This is a genomic window from Pseudoalteromonas sp. S558, assembly GCF_005886635.1.
Taxonomy (GTDB): domain Bacteria; phylum Pseudomonadota; class Gammaproteobacteria; order Enterobacterales; family Alteromonadaceae; genus Pseudoalteromonas; species Pseudoalteromonas aliena.
In genome coordinates, this window is the sequence record NZ_PNDU01000188.1 from 1 (window position 1) to 3,229 (window position 3,229).

Genomic DNA, 3,229 nt, shown 5'->3' on the forward strand with positions numbered 1-3,229 from the left:
ATTATTTTCTCTAGCCAGAGATTTTCAGTGGAAACAAGGCTAATTTACGCGTCAATAGCGGGCCTATTGCAAGTAAATTCAACGCAGTTAGCGCTGAAAATAGCCGCTCGAGATAGATTTATTATCCAGAGTTCAGGTTATTTATATATGTGTCTATTTAACGTTAATAAAACCACGCTCAAACTCATAAAATTGTGCAGTAACAAGCACACAAAAATTACATTAGAGTCAGTAATTTTTTCTTATCTATTGTGCCTTTAAAACCTAACCAATTGAAAATTAGCTAAAATAATTACTGGCACCCTTTTTGTATTAAGGGTAATTACTATATGCAATAAGGAAATAATTATGAACAACCGTATTTTAGTAACTTCATCATTACTAGCATTAAGTCTATTGGCTGCTAACGCGTACGCTATGGATGTTCACGCGACTTTTAACGAACTTGATAAAGATAGTAACGGTACATTGAGCGAAGCTGAAGCAGGTGAAGATGCCGTATTGCATGAAAATTTTTCGCAAATAGACACAAATCAAGATGGTCAATTGTCACTAAACGAATTTAAACAATTTATCCAATAAGCTCATTTAATAAGGAATGTGATTATGAAACAACTTATAGCTGCTTTTTCATTAATTTTTTTAGCAGTGAGTGCCACTGCTTTAGCATCACCAACGAATGTGCGTTTTGCCCATTTAGATAAAGACATGGATGGTAAAATATCAATTAGTGAAGCAACGCAAGATAAAGTAGTGATGAAACAATTTGCTGATTTAGACAAAAATGATGATGACATGATCTCTAAAAGTGAGTTTGGAAGCTTTAAACCTTAACAGGTTAAGTTTTACTTAAGGTTTTATCAAGTAAAGTGAATTAAAGCATTTGCCATAATCCCTGAGGGAATGTGTAAAAGGATTTATTGTTGGGAGTTAAATTATGGCAAATGCTTTACCTACTTTTTTAAATTACTAATAATCTTTTGGAAGGAATACCATGAAGATACTCCCCTTTATTACGAGCATTTTAATACTGTTGAGCTTTAATGCCTCCGCACTTGATGTAAAACAACGTTTTGATCACCTCGACATTAATAAAAGCGGTTACTTAACTTATGACGAACTTGAGCCTCAACCACATCTACTGAGTATGTTTGTGATCTGGGATAAAGATCAAAATAGACAAATTTCATTAATCGAATTCAAAAATTACTTAACCAATAATCTTTACTGAATATTTATAATGACACAAACAAGTTACACAAAGAAATAAGCCTTAAAGCACGCCTAGTCAATTCATTGGTATTCCAAAAGTGAGTTTGTTAATGTAGGTTAATTAACAATAAAAATTAAGCAGCTATGTCACTCATAAAAATAATCAAACCACTCATATTCGCCAGCCTTTGTGCAAGCTCACATTATGCTATCGCACAAACAAAAGTTATCTATAACGCTAATGGCTATACACCTTTGTATAAGAGTAAAATGCAAAAAGGTGAAATACAGCAGTTTTCGACCTTAGTTATTAAAGATGGCAAAGTGGTAAAAATAGGCGACGACAAACTAAAAAACAGCTTCCCCAATGCAGAACTCATTGATGCAAAAGGTAATACACTATTACCTGGCTTAGTTGATGCACATGGCCATGTTATTGGCTTGGGCAATAATTTATCGCAACTAGATCTACGTGGCGCAAAGTCTGTTAACGAAATTACCGACAAATTAAAAAAGTTTGCAGCCAATAAACAAGGCTGGATTATTGGCCGAGGCTGGAACCAAGAGCTTTGGCACAACACAGGTTTTCCTACTGCTACCGATTTAGATAATGTAGTAAATAACCAACCCGTTGTACTTTCCAGAGTGGATGGCCATGCTATATGGGTTAACTCAAAAGTACTTGAACTTGCCGGTATTACCGCGCAAACCGTTGCGCCAAATGGCGGCGAAATAATTAAAGATGAATTTGGGAATCCTACTGGCATATTTATCGATAAAGCGGAATCATTAATAACTCAACATATGCCTGCGCCTTCAAAACAAAATATTAGCGATTCACTTGATGCAGCAGGCGAGCATTTACTCAGTTTAGGAATTACATCGACCCATGACGCTGGAATTGATAAAGCCACTTGGGAGGTTTACAAAAATCGCAGCGAACTAGGTAATTTACCTCTGCGTATTGTTGCTATGTTAAGTGGCGCGAGCCCTGATCTAAAAGTAATGTTAAAAGCTGGCAGATACAAAGATGCGAACGACTTTATGTCAATCCGCAGTGTGAAAGTATACGCCGATGGCGCACTTGGCTCTCGTGGTGCAGCACTCATTGAAGAATATGCAGACAGAGCTGGGCATCATGGCCTAATGCTCGAAACTCAAGAAAAGCTTGAAGAATTATTTACGCTAAGCTTTAAGCGAGGTTTTAGTGCAAACACTCATGCAATCGGCGACAAGGCAAACCAAATAGTACTTGATGCTTATCAAAATGTATTCAAAAAAACAGGGGGTATATTGCTACGAAACCGAATAGAGCATGCACAAATAGTGACACCCGATGATATACCTCGCTTTAAGGCTTTAAAAATAATTCCATCCATGCAACCCGTACATGCAACATCTGATATGCACATGGCGGAGCAACGCTTAACCGACAAACAATTAAGCGGCGCTTACGCTTGGCAAACATTTTTACAGCAAGGATCGGTTGTCGCAGCAGGATCTGATTACCCCGTCGAGTTGGCAAACCCTTTTGATGGGCTCTATTCTGCTATAACGCGCATGGATCATAGCCAGCTTCCTGACAGCGGTTGGCGTGCAAGCGAAATATTAAGCAGGGAAGATGCGCTACGTGCATTTACTTTAGGGGGCGCATATGCGGCACATCAAGAATTTAAGATTGGTAGCTTAGAGCAAAGTAAATGGGCTGATTTTATTTTGATAGATAAAGACTACTTTAAAGTACCCGTTAGTGAAATTTATAAAACAAACGTATTGCAAACATGGATTGCAGGTACTCTTCGTTATAAAAAAGATACAACCGAACAGACTATCGATAAATAAAAACTAAAAAAGGGTTAGGGCGTGTTGACCTTTGTGGATTGAAATTTGTTCAATCTAGGGACGATTTAATCGCGGCGCGAGGTTTGACATTTATACTGCGTTATCGCCTGTTTATGGGGAATAACAAACAAGACATAAGATCTGCCTTGCCTAAATAGCAAACGTACTGCTGCAA

General features: G+C 37.5%; 4 protein-coding genes. All 4 read left to right on the forward strand.

From position 1 onward, the window contains the following. Positions 1 to 348: 348 nt before the first annotated feature. The 4 genes from CWB66_RS13340 (at position 349) to CWB66_RS13355 (ending at position 3,054) form a co-directional block, all read left to right on the forward strand. Entirely contained in the window at positions 349 to 582 is a 234-nt protein-coding gene (locus CWB66_RS13340; protein ID WP_138585754.1) for an EF-hand domain-containing protein, read from the forward strand. A gap of 24 nt (positions 583 to 606) precedes the next feature. Then, positions 607 to 834 (forward strand): hypothetical protein, encoded by a 228-nt coding sequence (locus tag CWB66_RS13345; protein ID WP_138585755.1) that lies wholly within the window; start codon positions 607 to 609, stop codon positions 832 to 834. 160 nt (positions 835 to 994) lie between these two features. Continuing rightward, a complete protein-coding gene (locus CWB66_RS13350) occupies positions 995 to 1,231 on the forward strand; it encodes an EF-hand domain-containing protein (RefSeq protein ID WP_077535814.1) in 237 nt (78 codons plus the stop codon). Positions 1,232 to 1,356: 125 nt separating this feature from the next. Continuing rightward, positions 1,357 to 3,054: an amidohydrolase gene (locus tag CWB66_RS13355; protein ID WP_138585756.1), complete on the forward strand. Its 1,698-nt coding sequence runs from the start codon at positions 1,357 to 1,359 to the stop codon at positions 3,052 to 3,054. Positions 3,055 to 3,229 lie beyond the last annotated feature (175 nt).